Source organism: Tropicimonas omnivorans, from assembly GCF_031846565.1.
Classification (GTDB): Bacteria; Pseudomonadota; Alphaproteobacteria; order Rhodobacterales; family Rhodobacteraceae; genus Tropicimonas_B; species Tropicimonas_B omnivorans.
In genome coordinates this window covers 820,961-846,847 of sequence record NZ_JAVRHL010000002.1, presented here as the reverse complement: position 1 = coordinate 846,847, position 25,887 = coordinate 820,961, and the positions used below count along the sequence as shown (strand labels likewise).

Below are 25,887 nucleotides of genomic sequence, written 5' to 3'. Positions count from 1 at the left end.
CCGCGCTGCGGCTGGAATTGAAGCCGCGTTAACGCACCGAGGATGACAAACACATGATCGAGACCGGCCGGCCCGCGCCCGACTTCACCCTGCCCCGCGATGGCGGGGGCGAGATCACCCTGTCCGATCTGAGGGGCGGCAAGGTCGTGCTCTACTTCTATCCCAAGGACGACACCCCCGGCTGCACCAAGGAGGCGATCGCCTTCACCGAAGACGCGGACGCCTTCGCCGAGGCCGGAACTACGGTGCTCGGGATCAGCAGGGACAGCGTCGCCAAGCACGACAAGTTCAAGGCAAAACACGAGCTTGGCGTCACTCTCCTCGCCGACGAGGACGGCACGGTCTGCGAGGAGTACGGCACCTGGGTCGAGAAGAGCATGTACGGAAAGACGTATATGGGCGTCGACCGCGCCACGTTCCTGATCGATGCGGACGGGGCGATCGCGGAGGTCTGGCGCAAGGTCAAGGTCCCTGGGCATGTCGAGGCCGTGCTGAAGGCCGCGCGCGACCTTTGATCGACCGGCTGTCGGGCGCCCCGGGTTCCATAATCCCTGCCGCAATCGGCGGACTTTCGCCGCTTTCAAGCGACTTTGGGCGCCATTTGGGCCCCACGGGACCGGCGAACTTGCGAAATGTCCGCCGCTTTGCAAAGACCTGACCCCAAGGTGACCGTTGCTTGCGAGGAACAGGTCAGCCTGAAAATGACAGGGGCAAGGTGGGGTTGGACATTTGCACACGCGTATCATGAACCGCTTGAACGCAATTCTGGAACGCTACCTGCCGGAGCAGCGCCTTTTCCTCCGCTCCGATACCGAAACCCGATTCATCCGCCTCCGGCCCGGCACGCAGACCGTCGCCCTCTTCGGATGCTCCGCCCTCGTCGGCTGGACGATCATCGCCACCGCCATCCTGATGATGGACAGCATCGGCGCCGGATCCGTCCGCGAGCAGGCCGAGCGTGAGCAGATCACCTACGAGGCCCGGCTGAACGAACTCTCCGCCGAGCGGGACGCCCGCGCCGAAGAAGCCGTCGCCGCGCAGGAGCGCTTCAACGCCGCCCTCGACCAGATCTCCAAGATGCAGTCGCAGCTGCTCGCCTCGGAAGATCGTCGCAAGGAGCTCGAGACCGGGATCGGCGTGATCCAGGCCACGCTCCGCCGGACAATGACCGAGCGGGACGAGGCTTCCGACGAATCCGAGCGCCTGGCGGCCACGCTCGCCGGCGAAGTCGCCGTCGAGGGCAAGACTGCCAACATCGCCGATCCCGACCGCACGGTCGAATTCCTCAACGACGCCCTGCAGGCGGCCGCCTCCGAGCGGGACGAGATGTCCGATCTGGCGACCCTCGCGCAGGAGGAGGCCCGCGAGATGGCCTTCCAGCGCGACCTGATCCTCGACCGCAACGACAAGATCTTCACGCAGCTCGAAGAAGCGCTGACCGTGTCCGTCGAACCGCTCGAGAAGATGTTCTCGGCCGCGGGCCTGCCGCCCGACAGCCTGATCAACTCCGTGAAGTCCGGCTATGCCGGTCAGGGCGGCCCGCTCACTCCGATCAGCTTCTCCACCAAGGGCGCGCCGCCGTCCGAGGAGGAAGACCGCGCCAACGCGATCCTCCGCGGGCTCGACCGGATGAACCTCTACCGCATCGCGGTCGAGAAGGCCCCCTTCGACATGCCCCTGAAGACCGCCTACCGCCAGACCTCTCCATTCGGGCAACGGTGGGGCCGGATGCATGAGGGCGTGGATTTCGCCGGCGCCCACGGATCGCCTGTCCTCTCCACCGCCGATGGCGTCGTCACCCACGCCGGGTGGTCTTCGGGCTACGGCAAGCTCGTGAAAATCAAGCATGAATTCGGAATCGAGACGCGCTACGGCCACAATTCCGAAATCTTCGTCAAGGTCGGGCAAAGAGTCTCGCGCGGTGACAAGATTGCTGCTATGGGCAATACCGGCCGCTCGACCGGGACGCATCTCCACTACGAGGTGAGGGTCGGGGGCACCGCCGTGAACCCCATCAAATTCATCAAGGCAGGGAAGAATGTTTTCTAAGAGCCGCATTAACGAGCCCGCGAAGCCGGGCGAGACCGAGGCCCCCTCCCGCTCCGAGACGACCCATGTCCCGACCGGAAGCAAGTCCGGGACAGACCAGAAGCCGCCGCAAAGCGCTCCCAAGGCCAAGCCGCCGGCATCGGTCCTGTCCTCGGATCTGACGATCACCGGGAACATCAAGACGACCGGCGACGTGCAGGTCGAGGGCACGATAGAGGGTGATATCCGCGCGCACCTGCTGACCGTTGGCGAAGGCGCCACGATCCGCGGCGAATGCATCGCCGACGACGTGGTGGTCAACGGCCGCATCATCGGCCGCGTGCGCGGTCTCAAGGTGCGCCTGACGTCCACCGCACGCGTCGAGGGTGACATCATCCACAAGACGATCGCGATAGAGAGCGGTGCCCATTTCGAAGGCTCCGTCCAGCGCAGGGACGACCCGCTGGCGACCCAGAGCGGTGGCGCCCGCGCCCAGGCGACGTCGGCCCAGGCGACGTCGCACGGCAGCGACGATGACGGCGCCCGGCAATCGCAGCAGCCCCGGCCCCAGAAGGCGACGAGCTGACGCCGCGAGCCGCTTGAGGCATGAGACGGATGAAGGCGGGCCCTGCGGCCCGCCTTTTCTTTTGCTGTCAGGGGGGCTGTACCGCCGGCCGGGTGGCAGCTGCACCGTGAGGTGCCTGGCAGCGAGGATAGAAAGGGCAAGGAGGGCGAGCGACCGCGGGATACCTCATCGCTCTTTGAGGGACCCTTGCACGTAGCAGACGACCAGGACCGCCGAGTTCACTGCTGCGAGCGAGCTCTCGGCCACAGGCCGGATCCGTCGACGGATGCGCAAGAAGACCCGACCTGCTTCATGCACGACCAGAACGTCGAAGGTCGGGCAAAGTCGCTGATGATGAGAGCCTCGCGTCAGCCCTTGCCCCCATCATCTGGGTGCGGGCTCGCGGGCTGGGACGGCGCCGGCCACCCAAATGATCTGCGATGCGCCCTCCCGAGAGCGTCCGGCCGCGCGGGCGCCTGCCTAGTCGGCCTGCGCTTCGCTGCGGCTCTTGCCGGAGACTTCGAGAGCGAGGGTCGCGCCCATCAGGCCATCGAGGTCACCGTCCAGCACGCCTTGCGTATCCGAGGTCTCGAAGTTCGTCCGGAGGTCTTTGACCATCTGGTAGGGCTGAAGGACATAGGACCGGATCTGGTTGCCCCAGCCAGCCTCTCCCTTGGCCTCGTGGGCCTCCTGGATCGAGGCGGTGCGACGGTCCAGCTCCATCTGGTAGAGCCGTGATTTCAGCGCCTTCATGGCGATGTCCCGGTTCTGGTGCTGGGACTTCTCGGAACTCGTCACGACGATACCGGTCGGGATATGCGTGATCCGGACGGCGGAATCCGTCGTGTTGACGTGCTGGCCGCCGGCGCCCGAGGAGCGGTAGGTGTCGAGGCGGATATCGGCCGGGTTCACCTCGATCTCGATATTGTCGTCCACCACCGGGTAGACCCAGACCGAGCTGAAGGAGGTGTGGCGCCGCGCGGAGCTGTCATAGGGCGAGATGCGCACGAGACGGTGGACACCGCTCTCCGACTTCAGCCAGCCATAGGCGTTGTGCCCGGTGATCTTGTAGGTGGCGGACTTGATACCCGCCTCTTCGCCGTCGCTTCGCGCCTGCAACTCGACGTCATAGCCCTTGGATTCCGCCCAGCGGACGTACATCCGGGCGAGCATGTTGGCCCAGTCGCAGCTTTCCGTGCCCCCTGCCCCGGCATTCACCTCTAGGAACGTGTCGTTGGAATCGGCCTCGCCGTCCAGAAGCGCTTCGATCTCCTTGGCGGCGGCGGTCTCGGCGAGGGACTTCAGCGCTGCCTCGGCTTCGGCGACGACCTCGTCGTCCCCCTCCGCCTCGCCAAGCTCGATCAGTTCGATCTGATCCTCGAGGTCCTGTGCGATGCCGTCATGGGTTCCGATCGCGTCGACCAGACCCTGGCGTTCCCGCATGAGCTTCTGCGCGGCAGCCGGATCGTTCCAGAGATCGGGGTTCTCGACGCGGGCGTCGAACTCCTCGAGCCGGTGATCCGCGGTCTCGCGATCCAACCGCTGGCCGATCAGCTTCAGCGATTTGCGGATCCGCTCGGCGGTGTTCTGGGCTTCGGCCCGCATGGCGTTTCTCCGGAGTTCGGGTCGGACACAGCTTCTATCCCGCGCGGCGCGGCGCGGCAAGCGGACGCCCTCTCGCAGATGAGAGAGCGTCCGGCTCGTCCGGCGATGGTCAGTACAGGCCGCCCGAGCTCATGGAGCCGAAGGAAGCCTTGGGGGCGATCTTCACCTGCCGGCCGGTCGAGGTGGTCACGACCTCTCCCGATCCGCGGTCGGTTTCCCCGCGGGAGAACATAGGCAGGTTGCTGCCCATGGCGAAGCCGCCATCGACCACGGCGCCGCCGAAGCCCATGAGCGGATCCGCCCCGTCACGGAAATACTCCGCGACGACATTGGGACCGGAGGCACTGTCCGGCAGGCGGGCCCCCGAGAAGCGATCGATCTTCACGAAGTGACCGCCCGGCGGGACCTTGAACTTGCCGCCACCGTATTTCGCCGTCGCCTTCTTCATGAACCGGTCGAAGACCGGACCGCAGGTGGTTCCGCCATAGGCGCGGCCAAGGCTGCGCGGACGGTCATAGCCGATATAGCAGCCCGCCGCGATGTTGCTGGTGAAGCCGACGAACCAGACATCCTTCGCGTCGTTCGTCGTGCCGGTCTTGCCGGCGACTGGAACGGGCAGCGTGACGATGCCTGCGGCGGTGCCGCGCTGTACGACGCCCTGGAGCATCGAGGTAAGCTGGTAGGCGGTGATCGCGTCGATGACGCGCTCGTTGTCGGCCACGATGCGCGGCGCTTCGCCGGAAGGCAGCGAGGCGAGCGTGCAGTCGGCGCAGGAGCGCTGGTCATGGCGGTAGACGGTCTTGCCCCAGCGATCCTGGACCCGGTCGACAAGCGTCGGCTCCACCCGCTGGCCGCCATTGGCGAACATGGAATAGGCCGCGACCATCTTGAAGATCGTGGTTTCCTCGGAGCCGAGGGCATTGGCGAGGAAGGGGCTCATGTCGTCGTAGACGCCGAACTCCTCGGCATAGCGCGCGACGGTGTCCATCCCGACTTCCTGCGCGAGACGGACGGTCATCAGGTTCCGGCTCTGCTCGATGCCCGTGCGCAGCGGCGTCGGGCCGTAGAACTTATTGGACGAGTTCTTCGGTCGCCAGACGCCCTGCGCGGTGTCCACCTCGATGGGCGCGTCGACGACGATGGTGGCGGGCGTATAGCCTGAGTCGAGTGCCGCGGCGTAGACGAAGGGCTTGAAGGCGGAGCCGGGCTGACGCGTGGCCTGGGTTGCGCGGTTGAACACGGAGTGCTGATAGGAAAAGCCGCCCTGCATGGCGATGACGCGACCGTTATGCACGTCCATCGCCATGAACCCGCCCTCGACCTCCGGCACCTGGCGCAGCGTCCAGCGGATGAAGGAGCCGTCATCGTCAGAGGTCATCTTGCGGACATGGACCACGTCCCCGACCTCGAGGATCTCGGAGGGGCGCGAGGCGCGGGAAATCCAGCCCATGTCGTCGGACGTGACCCAGTTGCCCTCCTCCGTCTCCTCGACGCCCTCGATCCCGAGCCGCGCATTGCCGGCATCCGAAAGGGCGAGGACGACGGCGGGGTGCCACTCGTTCTCGAGGTCGATGTCGCGCGCGATGTCCACCTCCGCGAGGGCCGCGCGCCAGGCGTCTTCGGAGCCGAGGCGATCCGCCTCGATCGTCTTGCCAGAGCCGCGCCAGCGGCCAAGGGCGCGGTCGTAATCCTCGAGCGCCTCGCGCAGGGCCGCCGCGGCCTCGATCTGCAGCTCGGGGTCCACAGTGGCGCGGATCGTCAGCCCTCCGCCAAAGAACTCCTCTTCCCCGAACGTGCCCGAAAGCTGGCGGCGGATCTCGTCGGTGAAATAGGTGCGGGGGGGAAGCTCGGTGCGGTAGCCTTCGAGATCGTCGCTCTGGACGGTCTGAAGCGGCGCTCCCTTGGCTGCCTCGTAGGCCGCATCGCTGATATACCCGTTCTCGAGCATCTCCCGCAGGACGAAGTTCCGGCGCGCGATGGCGGCATCGTAATCCCGGACGGGGTGAAGATTGGAGGGCGCCTTCGGCAGCGCGGCGAGATACGCCGCTTCGCCGGGCGACAGCTCGTCGAGATCCTTGTTGAAGTAGGATTGCGCCGCGGCGGCGACGCCGTAGGAGTTCACGCCGAGGTAGATCTCGTTGAGATAGAGTTCGAGGATCTTGTCCTTCGGCAGGGCTTCCTCGACGCGGGAGGCGAGGATCAGTTCCTTGATCTTCCGCTCGACCGAACGGTCGCCCGAGAGCAGGAAGTTCTTCATCACCTGCTGGGTGATCGTGGATGCGCCGCGGAGGCGGCCGCCCTGCGCCGCGTCGACCGCCGCGGCCACCATGCCGAGCGGGTCGTAGCCGCGGTGGGAGTAGAAGTTCTTGTCTTCCGCCGAGATGAAGGCCTGCTTCACCAGGTCCGGGATATCGCTCGCGGGCACGAAGAGACGCCGCTCGACGGCGAACTCGTCGATGATCCGTCCCTCGGTGGAGTAGATCCGGGAGATCGTCTTCGGCGCGTAGGTCGCGAGATCATCGTGGTCGGGCAGCTCCCGGCCATACATCCAGAAGATGCCGCCGATCAGCAGCGCGGCGAACAGCGCCCCCGTGGTCAGGAGCGTGAACAGGCCGCCGAAGAGCGAAGTGAGAGCCCTGAGCATGATGGTGCAATCTCCGGAAAAAGCTCGCCGATGTATAGGGCGTCGCGCCCCTCTGGTCAAAACCTGGCTGGCCCGAAGCCCCCCGGTCCGGCGGTCACGATCACGTATGCCGTTTGCGGTTAAAGGCGGATGAAGACAAGGGGACGAGCCGGCGGACCAGCGGATTGATGCGCGCGGCCTCCACGGCACCGCCGACGCCCCGAGCCGGCCCCGACCACGACCGCGCATCCTTCCGCGCAGTGTCGTGAAACCTCGGGACGCGATCCAGAAAAAAAGGGCGCCCGCCAGTTACGGCGAGCGCCCCCTCTTCGTTGGATCGGATCCGCGTCAGTGCGTGGTCTGCGCCGGATCGCCCATCCGCGCGGCAAGCTCCGCCGCGCGTGCCGCGGCCGCGGCTTCCTCGGCCGCCTCGTCCCATTCGATGGGCTGCGGCTCCCGCACGAGGGCGTGCTCCAGAACCTCGCGGACGTGGGAAACGGGGATGATCGTGAGCCCCTCCTTCACGTTGTCCGGAATCTCCGGCAGGTCCTTCTCGTTCTCTTCCGGGATCAGCACGGTCGTGATCCCGCCCCGAAGCGCCGCGAGAAGCTTCTCCTTCAGCCCGCCGATGGCGGAGGCATTGCCGCGCAGGGTGACCTCGCCCGTCATGGCGATATCCTTGCGGACCGGGATCTGCGTAAGCGTCGAGACGATGGCGGTGACCATGGCGAGACCCGCCGACGGACCGTCCTTGGGCGTCGCCCCGTCCGGCACGTGAACGTGGATGTCCATCGTGTCGAACTTCGGCGGCTTCACCCCGATCGACGGGGCGATCGAGCGGACGTAGGAGGAGGCCGCGTCGATCGATTCCTTCATGACGTCACCGAGCTTGCCGGTGGTCTTCATCCGGCCCTTGCCCGGCAGACGAAGCGCCTCGATCTGCAGCAGGTCCCCGCCGACGGAGGTATAGGCAAGACCGGTGACGACACCGATCTGGTCCTCCTTCTCGGCCAGACCGTAGCGATGACGCTTCACGCCGAGCAGGTCCTCGAGGTTGTCCGTCGTGACGACGAGGCTCTCGACCTCCTTCTTGACGATCCGGGTCACGGCCTTGCGCGCGAGCTTGGCCAGCTCCCGCTCGAGGTTCCGCACGCCCGCCTCGCGGGTATAGGTGCGGATGATCTCCGTCAGCGCCTCGTCCTCGATGCGGAACTCGGCCTTCTTCAGCCCGTGATCCTTCACCTGCTTGGGGATGAGATGCCGGCGCGCGATCTCGGCCTTCTCCTCCTCGGTGTAGCCGGCGAGCGGAATGATCTCCATCCGGTCGAGAAGCGGTCCGGGCATGTTGTACGAGTTCGCCGTCGTCAGGAACATCACGTTCGACAGGTCGTACTCGACCTCGAGGTAGTGGTCCGAGAAGGTCCCGTTCTGCTCCGGATCCAGCACTTCGAGCATGGCCGACGCCGGATCGCCCCGGAAATCCTGACCCATCTTGTCGATCTCGTCGAGCAGGATGAGCGGGTTCGTGGTCTTCGCCTTCTTCAGCGCCTGGATGATCTTGCCGGGCATGGAGCCGATATAGGTCCGGCGGTGCCCGCGGATCTCGCTCTCGTCCCGCACGCCGCCAAGCGAGATGCGGATGAACTCACGCCCCGTCGCCTTCGCGACCGACTTGCCGAGGGAGGTCTTGCCGACGCCCGGAGGGCCGACGAGGCACATGATCGGCCCCTTCAGCTTCTTGGAGCGCTGCTGCACCGCGAGGTACTCGACAATGCGCTCCTTCACCTTCTCGAGGCTGTAGTGATCGTCATCGAGGACCTGCTGGGCGCGGCCAAGGTCCTTCTTGACGCGGGACTTCGTCCCCCACGGGATGGACAGCATCCAGTCGAGGTAATTGCGCACGACCGTCGCCTCGGCCGACATCGGGCTCATGTTCTTGAGCTTCTTCAGCTCGGCCTCGGCCTTTTCGCGCGCCTCGGTGGAGAACTTCGTCTCGGCGATCTTCGCCTCGAGCTCGGCCACTTCGTTCTGGCCGTCCTCGCCGTCCCCGAGCTCCTTCTGAATGGCCTTCATCTGCTCGTTCAGGTAGTATTCCCGCTGGGTGCGCTCCATCTGGGACTTGACGCGGGTCTTGATCTTCTTCTCGACCTGCAGGACGGACATCTCCCCCTGCATCAGGCCATAGACCTTCTCCAGCCGCTCGGCGACGGAGAGCGTTTCCAGCAGCTCCTGCTTCTTGCCCACGTCCACGCCGAGATGGCCCGAGACGAGATCGGCCAGCTTCGCGGGCTCCTTCGTTTCGGAGACGGCGGCAAGCGCGTCCTCGGGGACGTTCTTCTTCACCTTGGCGTAGCGCTCGAACTCCTCGGAGACGGAGCGCAGGAGGGCTCGGGCGGTCTCCTCGTCCCCTGCCGTTTCCTCGAGCGGCTCGGCCCGCGCCTCGAAGAAGTCGTCATCGCGGACGAACTCGGTGATGGTCACGCGGCTACGGCCCTCGACCAGCACCTTCACGGTGCCGTCGGGCAACTTCAGGAGTTGCAGGACATTCGCCAGCACGCCGGCGCGGTAGATACCATCCGCATCGGGATCGTCCTCGGCCGGGTCCTTCTGGCTCGACAGCAGGATTTCCTTGTCATCCTGCATGACCTCCTCGAGCGCGCGCACGGACTTGTCGCGACCGACGAAGAGCGGAACGACCATGTGCGGAAACACGACGATGTCACGAAGCGGCAGGACCGGATAGGATTGGCTCTTTTGGTCAGTCATGCTCGGGTTCCTTTGTTCTCTTTGGCAAGAAGGGTCAGGTCCCGCCATGCGGCAACCTCTCGCCCTTCTCCGGGTAACGGCATCAAGGTGGGTATGCCGGCCGCCCCGTTCAATCGCGGATCTTCTGGACAGGGGCGCAGTCTGCCTGTCGGGAGCGCCCTCGGCAAGCGCATCTCACACGTCGGAGAGGAGGTTTCGGCGATATGCGAAGGGGCGCAGCAGGTGCGCCGCGCCCCTCCGCCTGTCTCCGTAGGCCCTTGAGGGCCAGATCAGGCCGCCCGCGTCTCGGCGAGCGTCGGGTAATCGGTGTAGCCCTCTTCCCCGCCGCCATAGAACGTCTTGGGGTTCGGATCGTTCAGCGGCGCATCGGCCTCCAGACGCTCGGCGAGGTCGGGATTGGCGAGGTAGGCCCGGCCGAAGGCCACGGCATCGACGGAACCCGACTCGACGGCGTCGATCGCAATATCCCGATCGTAACCGTTGTTGCCGATATAGACACCGGACCAGAGCGCCTTCAGCGCCTCGAGGTCCTGCCCGTCGGAAAGCTCCCGGCTGCCACCCGTGGCGCCCTCGATCACGTCGAGGAACGCCAGGCCGCGGTCGTTCAGTTCCTTCACGACGTAGGCGAACTGCTCCTGCGCGCCCGTCGTCGGCGCATCGTTGGCCGGCGAGAACGGGGAAATCCGGGTGCCGGTGCGATCGGAGCCCCAGATTTCGGTCACGGCGTCCACCACCTCGAGGGGCAGGCGCGCGCGGTTCTCGATGGAGCCGCCATACGCGTCCTCACGGGAGTTCAGGTCCTCGCGCATGAACTGGTCCAGAAGGTAGCCGTTGGCCAGGTGCACCTCGACCCCGTCGAAACCGGCACGTTTGGCGTTCTCGGCGGCTTTCCTGAAATCGTCCACGATCCGGGGCAGCTCGTCCGTCTCCAGGGCGCGCGGCTCGGAAACGTCGACCATCTGGGTGCCGTCGAAGGTCTGCACACCGGCCCGGACGGCGGAGGGGGCAACCGGCTTCTCTCCGTCTGGCTGAAGAGAGACGTGGCTGATCCGGCCGACATGCCAGAGCTGCATCACGATCTTGCCGCCGAGGGCATGGACCGCATCCGTCACCTCTTTCCAGCCAGCGACCTGCTCGTCCGAATGGATGCCGGGGGTAAAGGCGTAGCCCTTGCCTTCCGGGCTGATCTGCGTCGCCTCGGTGATGATCAGGCCGGCGCCGACGCGCTGACGGTAATACTCGACGTTCATCGCAACCGGCGCGTCCGTCTCATGGTCCGCCCGGTTGCGGGTCAGCGGCGCCATGACGACGCGGTTCTTCATTTCGATCGCGCCCGCCTTGAGGGGCGAGAATAGCTTTTCACCTGACATGGGTAGAACTCCTGTCAATTGTCTCGGACCCGCGGGGAAGATGCGGGAATTGCGAGATGACTTAATGGGGTGCGGCCACTGTACAACGTGCACTGACGCACCGTCGCGTTGGCCGGAACGAGCGGACGGCGGCGGAACCCGGCCCGGCGACAGGCCTTCGCGTGGCGCGGGGTAGGCAACGCCGGCAACCACCTCGGACGTGTCGCCGGCGGGGAAACCAGAGCAGTCCGAGAACCCCCACCGCGGATATCTTCTCGCCGGGGCCGCGCCCGCCACGATCATTCAATAACGTTTTAAGTCAAATGCTTGCGGCGTGATCCTTAAACGGGATCGATATCGCCCTCGCCCCGTGCCGCGTGGAACTCCCGCTCCCACGCCTCGAAGGTACCGGCGGCAATCGCCTCCCGCATCCCCTGCATGATCTGCTGGAAATAGTGCAGGTTGTGCCAGGTCAGCAGCATTCCGGAGATCATCTCGCCCGCCCGGAAGACGTGATGGAGATAGGCGCGGGAGTAGTGGCGGCAGGCGGGACAGGTGCACTGCTCGTCCAGCGGGCGCGGATCGTCGGCGTGGCGCGCGTTCTTGATGTTCACCGCCCCCCGGCGGGTGAAGGCCTGCCCGGTCCGGCCAGACCGCGAGGGCAACACGCAATCCATCATGTCGACACCGCGCTTCACCGCGCCCACGATATCGTCCGGCTTGCCGACCCCCATGAGGTAACGCGGGCGATCCTGCGGCAGCATGGCGGGGGCATAGTCCAGCACGTCGAACATCGCCTCCTGTCCCTCGCCCACCGCGAGCCCGCCGATGGCGTAGCCCGGAAAGTCGAGCGACGTCAGCGCCTCGGCGCTCTCCTGCCGCAGATCGCGGTAGACGGAGCCTTGCTGGATGCCGAAGAGCGCATGGCCCGGACGGTCCCCGAACGCGTCGCGGCTGCGCTCGGCCCACCGCATCGACAGCGCCATGCTCGACGCCGCGACCTCCTTCTCGGCCGGGAACGTGGTGCATTCGTCGAACGCCATCACGATATCCGATCCGAGGAGGCGCTGAATCTCCATCGAGCTTTCCGGGGTGAGCTCGTGCTTGGAGCCGTCGATATGGGAGCGGAAGGTCACCCCCCGCTCCGTCATCTTGCGCAGATCGGCAAGGCTCATCACCTGGAAACCGCCCGAATCCGTCAGGATCGGCCGCTCCCAGTTCATGAAGGCGTGAAGCCCCCCCAGCCGTGCGATCCGCTCCGCGCCGGGGCGCAGCATCAGGTGGTAGGTATTGCCGAGCAGTATGTCTGCGCCCGTGGCGCGCACGCTTTCGGGCATCATCGCCTTCACCGTGGCGGCCGTCCCGACCGGCATGAAGGCGGGCGTGCGAATCTCGCCGCGCGGAGTTTCGATCCGGCCAAGGCGCGCAGCGCCGTCCGTGGCCTCGAGCGTGAAGGAGAAGGTGCGGGTCATGGGACTGCCTCTAGGCGCGCGCGCGCGTCTTGCCAAGCGCCCCTCACCCGAGACCCTCGGCTGGTCGGCGACGGTGGACGGGCCCGGAGGGGTTTCCTATATGGGGCTGACATTCTCGAAAGGGCAGCCATGACCGATCAGATCGAAGGCGAGCCGCTGATCCGGCCGTCCAGCACAGACCATCCGCTCTACGACACCGTCGTGGACGCCTGCCGCAGCGTATACGATCCGGAGATTCCGGTGAACATCTACGACCTCGGCCTCGTCTACACGATCGACATCAACGAGGCGAACGAGGTCGGCATCCTGATGACGCTGACCGCGCCGGGCTGCCCTGTCGCCGGGGAGATGCCCGGCTGGGTCGCCGACGCGGTGGAGCCGCTTCCGGGGGTCAAACAGGTCCAGGTCGAGCTGACGTGGTCCCCGCCCTGGGGCATGGAGATGATGAGCGACGAAGCCCGGCTCGAGCTCGGCTTCATGTGACATCGGGCGCATTCCTTCGGTCAATCTCGCGACCGGAGGGAACATTTGCGTGATCACCCGGTTCGGACCGTCATGATCGCATCATTTCTCCGTCCGCTCGCCGGCATGTTCCTGCTGTTTCTCGTGGCGGGGCTTCCAGCCCATGCACAGCAGGGTGCCGGAAGTCTTGCCACCGGTCCCGGCAGCGGGGGGAGCGGCAGTTCCAGCGAATCCGGAGAGTTCTTCAGCCAGGACACCGTCAATGCCGGCCTCGGCGAGCTGCCGGGCTGGGTGGATCGCTCGACCCCGCAAGGCACAATGGAGAGCTTCCGCGCCGCCGCGGAGGCCGAGGACTGGCAGGCTGCGGCGCATCTTCTGAACCTCGGCGATTACAGCGAGGACGAACAGGCTGCCGGGGGGCCCGTGCTCGCGCGCTCCCTGGCGTCGGTCATAGACCGCAAGGTGCTGCTCGACTGGCATGACCTTCCCGACCGCCCTGACGGCATCGACTTTTCCGCGTCCGGCAGCGATCCCGCCTCCTCCGCCCGCCGGTCCATCCGGATCTGGGTCCTGTCGATGGACAAGCGCTCGGTGCCGATCCTGCTCAACCGGGTGAAGCCCGAGAATGGCGACGCGGTCTGGCTCTTCTCCAAGACGACCGTCGCGAACGTTCCGCGGCTGAACGAGCTCTACGGCCCCTCGAGGATCGAGCAGAAATTGCCCGGAGCATTGAGGGAGCGGGCATTCTGGGGCCTCAGGTGGTGGGAGGTCCTCGCGCTGCCCATTCTTGCCGGTGCAGCTGCGATCGCCGGTTTCGCGACCTCGCACGTGATCCAGGCGATCTCGCGCCGAACCCGTCGCCGGCTTCTCCAGGACGTGATCGACGCCAGCCGCTGGCCCGCGATCATCGCCGTCGTGACGTTCGTCATCTCGACGATCACCGCCAATCTCTTCGTCTTCTCGGGGCAGGTGGACGTCTTTCTCCAGCCGCTCACGGTGCTCGGCTTCACCATCGCGATCATGCTCCTTCTGGTGAACGGCATCGACCGGATCCTCGACCGGATCGTGTCATTCGACAACGAGACGCTCTCCGCCAGCGGACCTGAATTCGAGTATCGCCGGTCCGTGGCCACGCGGCTCGCGGCGTTCCGCCGGGCGGCCGTGGTCATCGTCGTGGTCGTGGCGGCCGGGATCGTGCTGTCGAGCGCCAACGTCTTCCGCAGCGTCGGCTTCACGCTTCTCGCCTCCGCCGGCGCGCTGACGATCATACTGGGCTTCGCGGCGCGCAACGTGCTGTCCAACATCATGGCCAGCCTGCAGATCAGCCTGAACCAGTCCGCCCGCATCGGGGACCGTCTCCTCTTCAAAGGCTACATGGTCGTCGTGGAGCGGATCAACTTCACCTATGTCCAGCTCCGCGTCTGGTCGGGCGAGCGGCTCATCGTGCCGGTGACGGAGTTCACCTCCGAGGTCTACGAGAACTGGACCCTGAAGAATTCGGACATGGTCCGCCCGGTGATGATCCGTCTGTCCCACTCCGCGAATGTCGAGAAGCTGCGGGACGCCTATAATCGCATCCTCGACGAGGGCTGCGAGAAGGAGGACTGGGAAATCGGTCCGAAGGAAGATCGCGGAGTCCACGTCGCTGGCCACGACATCTTCGGCCAGGAAGTCATGTTCAAGGTTCCGACGACCGATCCGTCGACCTCCTGGGTCATCTCCTGCACGGTGCGCGAGCGTCTTCTCGAGGCCGCGACACGGATGCAGGAGGAGGGCGAAACCGTCTTTCCCGAGGCGAACCCGGCCGAAGCCGCCTGAGGCGGGCGGTCCCTGCGCGTCATCGCCCCGTTGAGCCGGGCGGCCTCCGGCCTTATGTTGTCCCTTCAGGACCCAGAAGCAGGAAGGGCGCCTTGCGATGTTCGGCATACCCGGAAAACAGGCCGTCACACTCACCCCCGCCGCAACCGCGCAGATCGCGCGACTGATGGAGCGGGACGGAACGACGGGCCTTCGCATCGGCATCAAGAAGGGCGGCTGTGCCGGCATGGAATACACCATGGACTACGCCACCGAGATCGATCCGAACGACGAGGTGGTCGAGCAGGACGGTGCGCGGGTGATGATCGCTCCGATGGCCCAGATGTTTCTCTTCGGCACCGAGATCGACTACGCGACCTCGCTTCTCGAAAGCGGTTTCCGGTTCAACAACCCGAACGTCACCGAGGCCTGCGGCTGCGGGGAATCGATCAAGTTCGCCGAAACCTGACATGGCCGCCGATCCCGGCCTGATCGCGCTTGCCAGGGATCTGTTCGAGGCGTTGGGAGAGATCCGCCCCCGCCGGATGTTCGGCGGAGCCGGGCTCTATATCGGCGATGCGATGATCGCCGTCGTGATCGATGACGTCCTTTACATGAAGGCCGGAGGCGATCTGAGCGCCTCCTATGCAGAGGCGGGCGCCCTGCCCTTCGCCTATGACACCAAGCGCGGTCCGCGGAAGATCCCCGGCTTCATGTCCCTCCCGGGCGATGCACTCGACGACCCCGAGGAAGCGCTCCGCTGGGCCCGCCTCTCCCTCACCGCGGCGGAGGTTGCCGCCGCCGAACGAGAGGAGAAGAAGGCCCGCAAGACGGCGAGAGGGGCGTCTAGTCCGCCTGCACGACGGGATTGACGAGGGTGCCCACGGCGCCTGCCTGCACCTCCACCACGTCTCCCGCCTTCATGTAGAGCGGCGGATCGCGCCGCTCGCCGACGCCGGAGGGCGTGCCGGTGACGATGACGTCGCCGGGTTGGAGGGGCGTGAAGCCGGAGATGTACTCGATCACCTCCTCGATGGAGAAAAGGAGTTGGTCGAGCGAGCCCCGCTGCACCACGTCGCCGTTCAGCCGCGTCTCTATCGGCAGCTCGCGGTAATCGCCGATCTCGTCCGGCGTCACGAGGGCCGGACCGAAGGCGCCAGATCCGGGGTGATTCTTTCCGGGCGTGAACTGGCTCGTGTGGCGCTGCCAGTCGCGCGCGGAGCCGTCGTTGTAGCATGAATAGCCCGCGACATGCGCCATCGCGTCCTTCGCGCCGATATGCCGGCCGCCACGTCCGATCACCACGGCAAGCTCGCCCTCGTAGTCGAACCGCTCGCAGCTGCGCGGCACGACCATCGCCTGTCCATGGCCGACCTGGCTGTCGGCGAAGCGGGTGAAGACGGTCGGATGCCCGACCTCCTTGCGCCCGGTCTCCTCCCGGTGCGCGGCATAGTTCACCCCGATGCAGAAGATCTTCGCCGGGTCCGGGATCGGCGGCAGGAGCGTCACGTCCGAGAGCGCGAATTCCGCCGGGCGGCCCGCGGCATACTCCGCCGCCTCCGTCAGCAGTCCGCCGGCGATCGCGCCTTTCAGCGTTCCGCGCGAACGCCCTCGCCCCGGAACCGGTACGATGCCGTCCTCCGTAAGCGCGCCCCAACCGAGCCGTCCGGCCCTCGCGAATGTCGCAAACCGCATCTCGCTGTCCTTCATTCCGGATCGTCCCGCGGACAATCTCCGCGGCGGCGGGCGGCGTCAACTGGCCCCCGCGCTGCCGGGCTGCTAAGCGCGGGGCAAGGGACCCCAAGGAGCGAACCCCATGAGCGAACGCGTGCTGATCACCGGAACCGCCGGCTTCATCGGTTACCATCTCGCGAGGCTGCTCCTTTCGGAGAACTACGTCGTCCGCGGCTATGACGGGATGAGCGATTATTACGACGTCGCCCTGAAGCGCCGCCGCCACGCCATGCTGCTGCAGGATCCGAACTTCACCGCGACCGAAGGCCAGCTCGAGGACGCCGAGCTCTTCAACCGCGTCGCGGAGGAGTTCCAGCCGGACGTCATCGTCCACCTCGCCGCGCAGGCAGGCGTGCGCTACAGCCTCGAGAACCCCCGCGCCTATATCGACAGCAACGTCATCGGCACCTTCAACGTGATGGAGGCCGCGCGCCGCCTGAAGGTGAGACACCTGATGATGGCCTCGACCTCCTCCGTCTACGGCGCCAACGAGGACATGCCGTTCGCCGAGACCGACAAGGCCGACACGCAGCTCACGATCTACGCCGCCACCAAGAAGGCGAACGAGAGCATGGGCCATTCCTATGCGCATTTGTGGGACCTCCCGACGACCATGTTCCGCTTCTTTACGGTCTACGGGCCGTGGGGGCGGCCGGACCTCGCGCTGTTCAAGTTCGTCGACCGGATCCTCGATGGACGGCCCATCGACATCTACAATCACGGCGAGATGTACCGCGATTTCACCTATGTCGAGGATCTCGTCCGCGGCATTCGCCTGCTGATGGATGCCGCGCCCGTGCGGCCGGTGGACGGCGTGGTGCCCGAGGGCGACAGCCTCTCCCCCGTGGCGCCGTTCCGCGTGGTCAACATCGGAAACTCGGACAAGGTCCGGCTGATGGACTTCGTCGAGGCCATCGAGCAATCGCTAGGGCAGGAGGCGATCCGCAATTACATGGACATGCAGCCAGGCGACGTGCCGGCGACCTGGGCGAACGCGGACCTTCTGCACACGCTGACCGGCTACAGGCCGCAGACCGACGTGAGGGACGGGATCGAGCGGTTCGTCGCGTGGTTCCGCGAGTACTACGACAAGTAGACCCTAGTCCCGCAGGCGTTCGAGGGCCGCCGACAGGGCGTCCTGGGCATCGGGCGACATCGGTTGGAGCGGGCGTTGCGGGGGCCAGTCCTCCCGCGTCTCCAGTTCCATCGCCGCATGCGCGACGCGGAGCCCGCCCCACTCACGAAGCAGGTCCCAGAGCGGCGCCCCCCGTCCATGGAGCCGCGCAAGCTCGTCCTCGTCGCCGGACCGGGCGGCCGACCAGAGCGCCCGGGCATAGTCCGGCGCGAAGCCGGCGAGAATGCTGTGCCACCCGTCCGCACCCATGGCGAGCCCCGCAGGGCTGTTCGCATCGCCGGCAAACCCGATCGCGAACGCCTCGGGGAGCGCGCGCCGGTAGGCGGCCAGTTGCTCCCCGATCCGGTCCTGGTCCTCGGCGATGAGCTTGATGCCGGTCACTGTGGCAAGGGCGGAGAGCCGCCCGGCAAGTTCGGGCGTGTAGGCAAAGCGTGTCGCGGCGGGATTGTCGTAGAGGCAGAGAGGCAGGTCCGTCGCCTGCGCGACCTCCGTCACATGCGCCTCGACCTCCTGCGCGCGCAGTGGGGTGTAGGATACAGCGGCAAGGAGCAGCCCGTCCGCCCCCGCGCGGGCCGCGTCCCGCGCCGCCGCAGCCGCCTCGTCGGTCCGCAACGCGCCGGCGCCGACGACAAGCCGGGCCCTCCTGCCGATCGCCTCGGCGGCGGCCGCGACGGCCCGGCGTCGCTCGGCCGCTTCGAGGAACATGTAGGACCCGGTGCTCCCGAGAAGCCCCACCGCGGCAATCCCGGAAGCGGCGAGGCGATCGAGATGCCTGCCGAGCGTCTCGCTCCGCACCTCGCCATCCGCATTCATCGGCGTGGCGACATAGGCAATCAACCCGGTGAACATGCGTTCAAACTTCCCCTGGCATTCGTTTGGCCGCACCATGCCGCGTCGACCGCGGGGACGCCAGTGCACCGGCCCCCCTCCTCACGATCCTGCGTGGCATGCGGGGGCCATTGGAACAGCACCCTCCCCCAAGCCGTTTTACGTTCCAAATGACACAAGACGAACGGAGGCTTCACATGCCCACCATCGGAACCGCCAAGATTGCCATCCTCGCCACCGACGGCTTCGAAAAGGTCGAACTGACCGTGCCACGGGACGAGCTGAAGAAAGCCGGCGCCACGGTCCACATCATCTCTCCCGAGGGCGACGATGTGCGCTCTTGGGACGAGACGGATTGGGGCAGCACCGAGCCTGCGGACCTCTCCTTGAAGGACGCGAACGCGGCCGACTACGACGCGCTCGTCCTGCCGGGCGGCCAGATCAATCCCGACAAGCTGCGGACGATTCCCGAGGCGGTCTCATTCGTGAAGGCCTTTGCCGAAAGCGGCAAACCGCTCGCCGCGATCTGCCACGGGCCGTGGCTCCTCGTCGAGGCGGACGTGCTGAAGGGCCGCCGTGCGACGTCCTTCCCGTCCATCCGCACCGATCTGAGGAATGCCGGGGCCGAGGTCGTAGACGAGACAGTCGTCCATGACGGGAACCTGATCACCAGCCGCAACCCCGACGACCTCGACGCCTTCATCCGCACCATCAAGGATGCGGTCGAACAGGGCGCATCCGGCCGTGACGCGGCCTGACTTTCGGCAGATCGGCGCGCCTCCCCGCGCGCCGCATTGTCACCGGGCGGCGCGGCCTATATCTAGGGCCGTGCCGCCTTTTTTATGTGCGCGGTGTTCTTTGGACGAGCCAGCTGAGGCCGAGGGATCCAGATGCGTGACAGAATAGATCCCCTTATCGCCGAGCGCGCGAAGTGGCTGTTCAAGGATAACGCGTTCTGCCGCTCCGCGCGTCATCTGCTCGACAAGACCCTGAGCTATGACAAGACGCTCGAGCTCGGCTCCGAACTCCGCGACGCGCCCAATGCGGAGATTATGGACCGCGTTGCAGGAATCATTGCGCGTGATGTCAAAATCACCGGGCTTGACCGCATCCCCGCCAGCGGTCCCGCGCTCGTCGTGGCGAACCATCCCACCGGCATCGCGGACGGCGTCATCCTGTGGCACGCCCTCAGGGCGAAGCGCCCGGACCTCTTCGTCTACGCCAACAGCGACATCCTTCGCGTCATGCCGCAGATGGAGACGATGATCTGCCCCGTCGAATGGCGGGAGGACAAGCGGACCCATGCCAAGACCCGCGAGACGATGGCCTACACCCGCAAGGCCATCAAGGACGGACGGATCGGCGTGATCTTTCCGTCGGGCCGTCTTGCCAAGCGCCGCGGCCTCAGCCTGCACGAGCGTCCATGGATGGCCTCGGCGGCGATGATCGCGCGCAAGTTCGATCTGGACGTGATCCCGATCAACATACGCGCCCGCAATTCGGTGCTGTTCTACCTCTTCGACCTGCTCCACCCGTCGCTGCGGGACATCACCCTCTTCCACGAAACGCTGAACAAGGGCAGGCAACCGTACCGCCTGACCGTCGGCCGTCCGATCCCGGCGAAAACCCTGCCGGCGGGGTCTTCCGAAGCCATCGAGGAGCTGCGGGCACGGACCCTGCGTCTCGGCGGTCCGAACGCTCCGGCCGTGTCGCTCGCGGAGATGACGCGCCGCCCGCGCCTCTTGAAGCCCACGCTGACACAGTAAGGGACCGCCCCCGGCCCGGAGCGCCGGGCGGCGTTGACGCTTCCCCTCCCCTCTGCCATCCCTGCCGGCGTTGGGGCTGAACACCGAGGTGCCATGAAGGTCATCATCTGCGGGGCGGGACAAGTCGGCTGGCAGATCGCCCGCCACCTGTCGGGCGAGCAGAACGACGTCACGGTCGTGGACAGCAATCCCGATCTCGTCAACCGTGCCACCGATTTGCTGGACGTTCAGGGCATCGCCGGTTTCGCGAGCTATCCGGACGTCCTCGAGGCTGCCGGCGCCCGCGACGCGGACATGGTCATCGCCGCGACCCATTCGGACGAGGTGAACATGGTCACCTGCCAGGTGGCGCACTCCGTCTTCGCGGTACCGCGCAAGATCGCCCGCCTGCGGGCGCAGTCCTACCTGACGGCCATCTATTCGGACCTCTATCGCCGCGATCACATGCCGATCGACGTGGTGATCTCGCCCGAGCGGGAGGTGGCGGACGCAGCGATCCAGCGCCTCTCCGCCCCCGCCGCCTTCGATACGGAGCAGTTCCTCGACGGCGAGGTGCAGCTTCTGGGGCTCCAGCTCGGCCCCGAATGCCCCGTCCTCGACACGCCGCTGCGGCAGCTGACGGATCTCTTCTCCACCCTCGCCGCCATCGTCGTCGGCATCCGGCGGGACGGGACGCTCTTCGCGCCAGACGCGCGGGACCAGCTTTTCGCCGGCGACCAGATCTACGTCGCGGCAAGCCAGACGGATGTGGACCGGACGCTCGATATCTTCGGCAAGTCCACCCGCAAGCAGGAGCGCGTCGTCATCGTCGGCGGCGGCAATGTCGGCCTCGCGGTTGCGCAGGCGCTGGAAAAGCAGGCCCGCCGCATCCGCGCGAAGGTCATCGAGCGGGACCGCGGCAATGCCGAGCGGGCCGCCGACGCCCTTGAGCGGACGATCGTGTTGAATGGCGACGGGCTGGACATGGGCCTCCTGATGGAAGCGAATGTCGACCGGGCCGACGCCGTCCTCTGCGTCACCGACGACGACAAGGTGAACCTCCTCGCCGCCGTTCGCGCAAAGACCGCAGGCAACCCGCTGACCATCTGCCTCGTCAACGATCCCACGCTCGTGCCCCTGATGGCCCCGCTCGGCATCGATGCCTACATCAACCCCCGCGCCACCACGGTCTCCTCGATCCTGCGCCACATCCGGCACGGCAGGGTGCGGGGCGTGTACTCGATCGGCGATGCCGAGGCGGAGGTGATCGAAGCGCAGGTCCTGTCCACCTCCCCCATCTCCGGGCAACTCGTGCGGGAAACCGACTTTCCCGAAGGCGCGCTCATCGGGGCGATCAAGCGCGGCCGGAAGATCATCCATCCCCAGGGCGGAACGCGGATCATGGAGGGGGATATCGTGATGATCTTCGCCCTCGCCGCGGACGTGCCCGAGGTCGAGCGCCTGCTTCAGGTCTCGATCGACTTCTTCTGATCCCATGCGCGTCCCGCGCCTTCCCCTGATCGTGGTCCTGTCCGGCATCGCATCGCTGGCGATGTTCCTGCCGGTCTTCCATGCCGCCGCCGTCGAGGATGCGCAGTCGGCGCGCGCCTTTCTGCTCGGCGGCGCGTTCGGCCTGATCGGAACCACGCTGCTCGGCCTTGCCACCTCCGCCGCGCCGGTGCGGAACGTCTCGCGCAGCCATCTTCTGACCCTCGTCGCCGCCTACACGATCCTGCCGATCTACCTGGCCCTGCCGGTGCAGGCGGCAGCGGGCGTGAGCCTGCCCGATGCGTGGTTCGAGATGGTCTCCTCCCTCACCACCACCGGCGCGACGCTGTGGCGGCCGCTCGCGCTTCCCGACACGGTGCATCTGTGGCGCGCGACCGTCGGCTGGCTCGGCGGGTTCCTGATCTGGGTCGCGGCGTTCGGGCTTCTCGCGCCGATGAACCTGGGCGGGTTCGAGGTCACCTCCACCCTGCGCGCGGGAGCGGGGGCCCGCGCGGACCGGATCAGCGCCGAGGAGGCGGACCGCCGGCTGTACCGCGTCGCCGAGACGCTCGCGCCGATCTATGCGGGTCTGACGGGCGTCCTCTGGCTCGCCCTCGCCATTGCCGGGGAACGGCCGCTGACTGCGATCTGCCATGCGATGTCGACCCTCGCGACGAGCGGCATCAGCCCGACGGGGGGGACGGCCGCCTCTGTCTCCGGCATTCCGGGGGAGATGATCATCTTCGTCTTCCTAGTCTTTGGCGTCTCGCGCGCGACGTTCTGGACCGAGGGGCGCCTGCCGACGTGGGAACGCCTGTCGAACGATCCCGAATTGCGAATGGCGACGGCCTGCGTGACCCTCGTGCCGGTGCTTCTGTTCCTGCGTCACTGGATCGGTGCCTACGAGGGCCGCCTCGAAGCGGATCTCGGCTCCGCCATCGGTGCGCTCTGGGGCAGCATCTTCTCGCTGCTGTCGTTCCTGACCACGACAGGCTTCGTCAGCGCCGAGTGGGACACCGCGCGGTGGTGGTCGGGCCTGCAATCGCCGGGCCTCATCCTGCTTGCCGCGGCGCTCGTCGGCGGCGGCGTCGCGACCACGGCGGGCGGCGTGAAGCTCTTGCGGGTCTTCGCGCTCTACAAGCATGGCGTGCGGGAGATGGAGCGGCTGGTCCATCCCCATTCCATCGGCGGCGCGGGTCGGGAGGCGCGGCGGATCCGCCGGCAGGGCGCCTTCATCGCATGGATCTTCTTCATGCTCTTCGCGATTTCGCTGGCGGTCTGCTCGGGGCTTCTCGCCGCCACCGGCATGAGCTTCGATGAGGCCATGGTCCTGTCCGTCGCCGCACTCTCCTCCACCGGCCCGCTTGTCGGCGTGATACAGCAGCCGGAGTATTCGTTCGCGCTCCTGACGGACTGGGGAAAGGCCATCGCGGCGGTCGCCATGGTCGTGGGGCGGATGGAGACGCTGGCCATCATCGCCCTCTTCAACCCCGAATTCTGGCGCGGCTGACCGCCGATCCGCCGGGTCTGCCCTTGAAAAATGCGGCTGAATACCCCTGTTCGGGGGTGGAAACCCGTTCCGCGCCTCTCCATAGTGCGAACGCAGAACGCGGGGGCATTCGTCACCGCCGCCGATCCCGGCCGCGGGGAAGGGACGATCGCGGCGATGCACGATGAACAAAGGCTACACAGAATGGCTGCCGATAAGCAGAATCTACAAGATGCATTCCTCAATCATGTCCGGAAGACCAAGGTCCCGGTCACGATTTTTCTCATCAATGGTGTCAAGCTGCAGGGTGTGATCACCTGGTTCGACAATTTCTGCGTGCTCCTGCGCCGGGATGGACAGTCCCAGCTCGTCTACAAGCATGCGATCTCGACCATCATGCCCTCCCAGCCGATCAACCTGCACGAGACTGAAGACTGACCGACCACGAGCCCCAGGACCGCCGCACGAAGCCCACGCGGGCCCTCGTGCTTCACCCCGACATCCGCGGAGCGGAGCGTCGGAAGGAACCCATCCATGCCTTGGACGAAGCGGTGGCCCTCGCGGCCGCCCTGCCCGGTCTCGACGTCGTGGAAGCCGACGTCGTGCCGCTCCGCGAGGTGCGCCCCGCGACGATCTTCGGCACCGGCAAGATGGACGAGATCAAGACCACGATCGAGGCCCGGGAGGTCGAACTCGTCCTGATCGACGGTCCCGTGACCCCGGTCCAGCAGCGCAATCTCGAGGACGCCTGGAAGGTCAAGCTGCTCGACAGGACCGGCCTGATCCTCGAGATCTTCGCGGACCGCGCCGCGACGCGGGAAGGCGTGCTGCAGGTCGAGCTTGCGGCCCTGTCCTATCAGCGGACGCGGCTGGTGCGCGCCTGGACCCACCTCGAGCGACAGCGCGGCGGCCTCGGGTTCGTCGGCGGTCCCGGTGAAACCCAGATCGAGGCGGACCGCCGGGCCCTCGACGAGGCGATCACCCGTATCCGCCGCCAGCTCGAGAAGGTCACCCGCACCCGGGGGCTACACCGCGCCGCCCGCGCGAAGGTGCCGTTCCCGGTGGTTGCCCTCGTCGGCTATACCAATGCCGGCAAGTCCACCCTCTTCAACCGGCTGACCGGCGCCGAGGTGATGGCGGAGGACATGCTCTTCGCCACGCTCGATCCGACCATGCGCGGTGTGACCCTCGAAGGCGGCACCCGCGTGATCCTGTCGGACACCGTCGGTTTCATCTCGGACCTTCCGACACAGCTCGTCGCGGCGTTCCGCGCAACGCTGGAGGAGGTTCTGGCAGCGGATCTCATCTTGCATGTCCGCGACGTCGCCCATCCGGACACGGACAGCCAGGCGGAGGACGTGGACACGATCCTCGGCGACCTCGGCGTGCCGGAGGACGTCCCCCGCATCGAGCTGTGGAACAAGGCGGACATGCTTCCGGAAGACGCCCGCGCCGCGCTCGAGGCGATCGCGGACCGGTCGGAGGATGCACTTCTGATCTCCGCGCTCGACGGCACCGGCGTCACCGAGGCCGTCGATGCGATCACCGCCCAACTCGAGGGCGTCCGGCGGCGCCAGACGGTCGATATTCCCTTTTCGGAAGGCCGCCGCCGCGCCTGGCTTCACGAGCGGGACGTGATCGAGGCCGAGCGCGAGACCGATGAGGGCTGGTCGCTGGACGTCCGCTGGACCGACCGACAGCGCATGGACTTCGAGGCGCTGTAAGTCGCCACAGCCGCGACGCGCCCGCCCCCCTTGCCGGGCGCGTCATCTCAGGCATCAGGGTTTCGCGGCTGATCCCGCTTCGCCTTGGCCCTCCTGGCCCGCCTCGTTCAGCGTTTGCATCTGCTGCGGGCTGAGTTCCAGCGTCGCGCCCCGAACGAGGCTCTTGAGCTGCTCTTCGGATGTCGCCGACGCAATGGGCGCCGTGACGCCGGGGGACTGGCGGACCCAGGCCAGGGCCACCTCGGCATGTGCGGCGCCGGTACTTTTCGCGACATCGTCCAGAGCCTCGAGAACGCGCATGGCGCGGGGATCGTCCAGATACTTGCCGGCAAATCCTGCACGGCTCTTCCCCTCGAGATCATCCTTGCTGCGGTACTTGCCCGTCAGGAAACCCGAGGCGAGGGAGAAATAGGTGATGACGCCAATCTGCTCGCGGTCCACCAGATCGCGCATCGGCCCTGCAAGTGCGTCCCGCTCGATCAGGTTGAATTCCGGCTGGATCACCGAATAGCGCGGCAACCCGCCCTGCCGCGAGACGGCGAGCGCATCCCCAAGCTGGTCCGCGCTGTAGTTGGAGGCGCCGCAGGCGGTGATCTTGCCCTTCTCGATCAGGCGCTGGTAGGCGCCGAGCGTGTCCTCGTGGGGCACGCTGTCGTCCGGGAAATGCGAGAGATAGAGGTCGATCCGGTCGGTCTGGAGCCGGGTCAGGGAGGCATCGACCTCCTTCTCGATCCAGGCCGGTGAGAGGCCGCGCCCCTCATCCCCCATCGTGCCGCCGACCTTGGTGATCAGGACGATCCGGTCCCGCCGGCTCTGATCCTCGGCGAGCCATTCTCCGATCATGGTCTCGGAGGCGCCGTATCGGCCCCCGTCCACACCCCCGAGATAGATGTCCGCCGTGTCGATCGCGTTCAGCCCGGCATCGGTGAATCCCGAGAGAAGGCGGAACCCCGTTTCGCGGTCCACGGTCCACCCAAGGACGTTTCCGCCGAAGACGACGGGGGCGATGTCGAGGCCGGTTTCGCCGAGGGGTCTGCGGTCCATGCTGTTCTCCGATGACGTGCGCTTGTTCGCAGA

The 25,887-nt window shown here is 66.6% G+C and carries 22 protein-coding genes; 14 read left to right on the top strand and 8 right to left on the bottom strand.

Translation table 11 applies throughout. The features are described 5' to 3' along the window. Window positions 1-53 precede the first annotated feature (53 nt). The 3 genes from bcp (at window position 54) to RM543_RS09370 (ending at window position 2,614) form a co-directional block, all read left to right on the top strand. A complete protein-coding gene (bcp, locus tag RM543_RS09380; protein WP_311690872.1) occupies window positions 54-515 on the top strand; it encodes a thioredoxin-dependent thiol peroxidase in 462 nt (153 codons plus the stop codon). A 214-nt stretch (window positions 516-729) separates the two neighbouring features. Next, window positions 730-2,049, top strand: a complete 1,320-nt coding sequence (locus RM543_RS09375; protein ID WP_311690870.1) for a DUF5930 domain-containing protein — start codon at window positions 730-732, stop codon at window positions 2,047-2,049. Then, window positions 2,039-2,614, top strand: a complete 576-nt coding sequence (locus RM543_RS09370) for a bactofilin family protein (protein WP_311690868.1) — start codon at window positions 2,039-2,041, stop codon at window positions 2,612-2,614. The genes RM543_RS09375 and RM543_RS09370 overlap by 11 nt, the downstream gene beginning before the upstream one ends. Before the next feature lie 459 nt (window positions 2,615-3,073). On the opposite strand, the gene prfB is transcribed toward RM543_RS09370, so the two are convergent. The 5 genes from prfB to tgt all read right to left on the bottom strand — a co-directional run bounded on the left by prfB (window position 3,074) and on the right by tgt (window position 12,408). After that, window positions 3,074-4,198, bottom strand: coding sequence for a peptide chain release factor 2 (gene prfB / locus RM543_RS09365; RefSeq protein WP_311690867.1), 1,125 nt, complete (start codon window positions 4,196-4,198; stop codon window positions 3,074-3,076). A gap of 109 nt (window positions 4,199-4,307) precedes the next feature. Continuing rightward, the gene (locus RM543_RS09360) at window positions 4,308-6,842 is read right to left on the bottom strand and encodes a penicillin-binding protein 1A (protein WP_311690865.1); all 2,535 of its coding nucleotides are present in this window, start codon (window positions 6,840-6,842) and stop codon (window positions 4,308-4,310) included. 327 nt (window positions 6,843-7,169) lie between these two features. Next, window positions 7,170-9,587 carry an endopeptidase La gene (gene lon / locus RM543_RS09355; protein WP_311690863.1) on the bottom strand — a complete coding sequence of 806 codons (2,418 nt, stop codon included), beginning with the start codon at window positions 9,585-9,587 and terminating at the stop codon, window positions 7,170-7,172. A gap of 269 nt (window positions 9,588-9,856) precedes the next feature. After that, the gene (locus RM543_RS09350; RefSeq protein WP_311690861.1) at window positions 9,857-10,957 is read right to left on the bottom strand and encodes an alkene reductase; all 1,101 of its coding nucleotides are present in this window, start codon (window positions 10,955-10,957) and stop codon (window positions 9,857-9,859) included. 320 nt (window positions 10,958-11,277) lie between these two features. After that, window positions 11,278-12,408, bottom strand: a complete 1,131-nt coding sequence (gene tgt / locus RM543_RS09345) for a tRNA guanosine(34) transglycosylase Tgt (protein WP_311690859.1) — start codon at window positions 12,406-12,408, stop codon at window positions 11,278-11,280. Between the two features lie 129 nt (window positions 12,409-12,537). Here tgt and RM543_RS09340 point away from each other — a divergent pair, with 129 nt between their 5' ends. The 4 genes from RM543_RS09340 to RM543_RS09325 all read left to right on the top strand — a co-directional run bounded on the left by RM543_RS09340 (window position 12,538) and on the right by RM543_RS09325 (window position 15,539). Beyond that, entirely contained in the window at window positions 12,538-12,891 is a 354-nt protein-coding gene (locus RM543_RS09340; protein ID WP_116082527.1) for an SUF system Fe-S cluster assembly protein, read from the top strand. Between the two features lie 72 nt (window positions 12,892-12,963). Beyond that, on the top strand, window positions 12,964-14,688 hold the full coding sequence (locus RM543_RS09335) for a mechanosensitive ion channel family protein (protein WP_311690855.1): 1,725 nt from the start codon (window positions 12,964-12,966) through the stop codon (window positions 14,686-14,688). Window positions 14,689-14,785: 97 nt separating this feature from the next. Further along, window positions 14,786-15,136 carry a HesB/IscA family protein gene (locus tag RM543_RS09330; RefSeq protein WP_311690853.1) on the top strand — a complete coding sequence of 117 codons (351 nt, stop codon included), beginning with the start codon at window positions 14,786-14,788 and terminating at the stop codon, window positions 15,134-15,136. A gap of 1 nt (window position 15,137) precedes the next feature. After that, entirely contained in the window at window positions 15,138-15,539 is a 402-nt protein-coding gene (locus RM543_RS09325) for a TfoX/Sxy family protein (RefSeq protein ID WP_311690851.1), read from the top strand. Here RM543_RS09325 and RM543_RS09320 read toward each other — a convergent pair. Beyond that, complete coding sequence (locus tag RM543_RS09320) at window positions 15,514-16,377, bottom strand: fumarylacetoacetate hydrolase family protein (RefSeq protein ID WP_311690849.1); 864 nt, start codon at window positions 16,375-16,377, stop codon at window positions 15,514-15,516. The two genes, RM543_RS09325 and RM543_RS09320, sit on opposite strands and share 26 nt — an antisense overlap. A gap of 106 nt (window positions 16,378-16,483) precedes the next feature. On the opposite strand from RM543_RS09320, the gene RM543_RS09315 reads away from it, so the two are divergent. Next, on the top strand, window positions 16,484-17,497 hold the full coding sequence (locus RM543_RS09315; RefSeq protein WP_311690847.1) for an NAD-dependent epimerase/dehydratase family protein: 1,014 nt from the start codon (window positions 16,484-16,486) through the stop codon (window positions 17,495-17,497). Window positions 17,498-17,500: 3 nt separating this feature from the next. Here RM543_RS09315 and RM543_RS09310 read toward each other — a convergent pair whose 3' ends face one another. Further along, window positions 17,501-18,385: a dihydrodipicolinate synthase family protein gene (locus RM543_RS09310; RefSeq protein WP_311690845.1), complete on the bottom strand. Its 885-nt coding sequence runs from the start codon at window positions 18,383-18,385 to the stop codon at window positions 17,501-17,503. A 176-nt stretch (window positions 18,386-18,561) separates the two neighbouring features. On the opposite strand from RM543_RS09310, the gene RM543_RS09305 reads away from it, so the two are divergent. The 6 genes from RM543_RS09305 (at window position 18,562) to hflX (ending at window position 24,810) form a co-directional block, all read left to right on the top strand. Then, complete coding sequence (locus tag RM543_RS09305; RefSeq protein WP_311690843.1) at window positions 18,562-19,122, top strand: type 1 glutamine amidotransferase domain-containing protein; 561 nt, start codon at window positions 18,562-18,564, stop codon at window positions 19,120-19,122. Window positions 19,123-19,254: 132 nt separating this feature from the next. Further along, window positions 19,255-20,130 carry a lysophospholipid acyltransferase family protein gene (locus tag RM543_RS09300; RefSeq protein ID WP_311690841.1) on the top strand — a complete coding sequence of 292 codons (876 nt, stop codon included), beginning with the start codon at window positions 19,255-19,257 and terminating at the stop codon, window positions 20,128-20,130. Between the two features lie 93 nt (window positions 20,131-20,223). Continuing rightward, window positions 20,224-21,600 carry a Trk system potassium transporter TrkA gene (trkA, locus tag RM543_RS09295; RefSeq protein ID WP_311690839.1) on the top strand — a complete coding sequence of 459 codons (1,377 nt, stop codon included), beginning with the start codon at window positions 20,224-20,226 and terminating at the stop codon, window positions 21,598-21,600. A 4-nt stretch (window positions 21,601-21,604) separates the two neighbouring features. Further along, window positions 21,605-23,107: a TrkH family potassium uptake protein gene (locus RM543_RS09290; protein WP_311690837.1), complete on the top strand. Its 1,503-nt coding sequence runs from the start codon at window positions 21,605-21,607 to the stop codon at window positions 23,105-23,107. Between the two features lie 183 nt (window positions 23,108-23,290). Beyond that, window positions 23,291-23,524, top strand: a complete 234-nt coding sequence (gene hfq, locus RM543_RS09285) for an RNA chaperone Hfq (protein ID WP_116082543.1) — start codon at window positions 23,291-23,293, stop codon at window positions 23,522-23,524. Then, window positions 23,521-24,810 (top strand): GTPase HflX, encoded by a 1,290-nt coding sequence (gene hflX, locus RM543_RS09280; protein WP_311691364.1) that lies wholly within the window; start codon window positions 23,521-23,523, stop codon window positions 24,808-24,810. Before hfq ends, hflX begins: the two co-directional genes overlap by 4 nt. A gap of 54 nt (window positions 24,811-24,864) precedes the next feature. Here hflX and RM543_RS09275 read toward each other — a convergent pair whose 3' ends face one another. Beyond that, window positions 24,865-25,854 carry an aldo/keto reductase gene (locus RM543_RS09275; protein WP_311690835.1) on the bottom strand — a complete coding sequence of 330 codons (990 nt, stop codon included), beginning with the start codon at window positions 25,852-25,854 and terminating at the stop codon, window positions 24,865-24,867. Window positions 25,855-25,887 lie beyond the last annotated feature (33 nt).

Coding starts and splice junctions, on each gene's coding strand:
- bcp (WP_311690872.1), top strand. CDS start 54: ATGATCGAGACCGGCCGGCCCGCGCCCGACTTCACCCTGCCCCGCGAT.
- RM543_RS09370 (WP_311690868.1), top strand. CDS start 2,039: ATGTTTTCTAAGAGCCGCATTAACGAGCCCGCGAAGCCGGGCGAGACC.
- prfB (WP_311690867.1), bottom strand. CDS start 4,198: ATGCGGGCCGAAGCCCAGAACACCGCCGAGCGGATCCGCAAATCGCTG.
- RM543_RS09360 (WP_311690865.1), bottom strand. CDS start 6,842: ATGCTCAGGGCTCTCACTTCGCTCTTCGGCGGCCTGTTCACGCTCCTG.
- lon (WP_311690863.1), bottom strand. CDS start 9,587: ATGACTGACCAAAAGAGCCAATCCTATCCGGTCCTGCCGCTTCGTGAC.
- RM543_RS09350 (WP_311690861.1), bottom strand. CDS start 10,957: ATGTCAGGTGAAAAGCTATTCTCGCCCCTCAAGGCGGGCGCGATCGAA.
- tgt (WP_311690859.1), bottom strand. CDS start 12,408: ATGACCCGCACCTTCTCCTTCACGCTCGAGGCCACGGACGGCGCTGCG.
- RM543_RS09340 (WP_116082527.1), top strand. CDS start 12,538: ATGACCGATCAGATCGAAGGCGAGCCGCTGATCCGGCCGTCCAGCACA.
- RM543_RS09335 (WP_311690855.1), top strand. CDS start 12,964: ATGATCGCATCATTTCTCCGTCCGCTCGCCGGCATGTTCCTGCTGTTT.
- RM543_RS09330 (WP_311690853.1), top strand. CDS start 14,786: ATGTTCGGCATACCCGGAAAACAGGCCGTCACACTCACCCCCGCCGCA.
- RM543_RS09325 (WP_311690851.1), top strand. CDS start 15,138: ATGGCCGCCGATCCCGGCCTGATCGCGCTTGCCAGGGATCTGTTCGAG.
- RM543_RS09320 (WP_311690849.1), bottom strand. CDS start 16,377: ATGAAGGACAGCGAGATGCGGTTTGCGACATTCGCGAGGGCCGGACGG.
- RM543_RS09315 (WP_311690847.1), top strand. CDS start 16,484: ATGAGCGAACGCGTGCTGATCACCGGAACCGCCGGCTTCATCGGTTAC.
- RM543_RS09310 (WP_311690845.1), bottom strand. CDS start 18,385: ATGTTCACCGGGTTGATTGCCTATGTCGCCACGCCGATGAATGCGGAT.
- RM543_RS09305 (WP_311690843.1), top strand. CDS start 18,562: ATGCCCACCATCGGAACCGCCAAGATTGCCATCCTCGCCACCGACGGC.
- RM543_RS09300 (WP_311690841.1), top strand. CDS start 19,255: ATGCGTGACAGAATAGATCCCCTTATCGCCGAGCGCGCGAAGTGGCTG.
- trkA (WP_311690839.1), top strand. CDS start 20,224: ATGAAGGTCATCATCTGCGGGGCGGGACAAGTCGGCTGGCAGATCGCC.
- RM543_RS09290 (WP_311690837.1), top strand. CDS start 21,605: ATGCGCGTCCCGCGCCTTCCCCTGATCGTGGTCCTGTCCGGCATCGCA.
- hfq (WP_116082543.1), top strand. CDS start 23,291: ATGGCTGCCGATAAGCAGAATCTACAAGATGCATTCCTCAATCATGTC.
- RM543_RS09275 (WP_311690835.1), bottom strand. CDS start 25,854: ATGGACCGCAGACCCCTCGGCGAAACCGGCCTCGACATCGCCCCCGTC.